The sequence below is a fragment of the Prevotella sp. P5-108 genome (assembly GCF_002251385.1).
GTDB lineage: Bacteria > Bacteroidota > Bacteroidia > Bacteroidales > Bacteroidaceae > Prevotella.
The window spans coordinates 1-254 of record NZ_NPJJ01000055.1 but is presented as its reverse complement, the minus strand read 5'-3'; the positions used below and the strand labels follow the sequence as shown (position 1 = coordinate 254).

The 254-nt window shown below is 43.7% G+C and carries 2 pseudogenes; both read right to left on the bottom strand.

Annotation, left to right across the window (positions count from 1 at the left end):
• Window positions 1–96: pseudogene (locus CIK95_RS13485) on the bottom strand (IS3 family transposase); the annotation flags it as partial.
• Between the two features lie 67 nt (window positions 97–163).
• Window positions 164–254: pseudogene (locus CIK95_RS13365) on the bottom strand (transposase); the annotation flags it as partial.

Sequence of the window (254 nt, the reverse complement as noted above, 5' to 3'; positions counted from 1 at the left end):
TCCCACAATCTTATGAGAATAGGCATCCGTGATAAGCGACAAGTAACACACACCCTCAGTTGTTTCTATGTACGTTATGTCACTGACCCATATTTCGTTAGGTCGCATGGGAACCACATCCTTTATCGGGTCAGCGGATTTTTCCGGTTGGTAACACCGTATGTTAGGAATAAAGTGTTGCCAGCCTGTACATGAAGAACCTGATATCCCCTACACCTCTGAACTGTGTTCTAAAAGCCTTGATTTTAGCATTG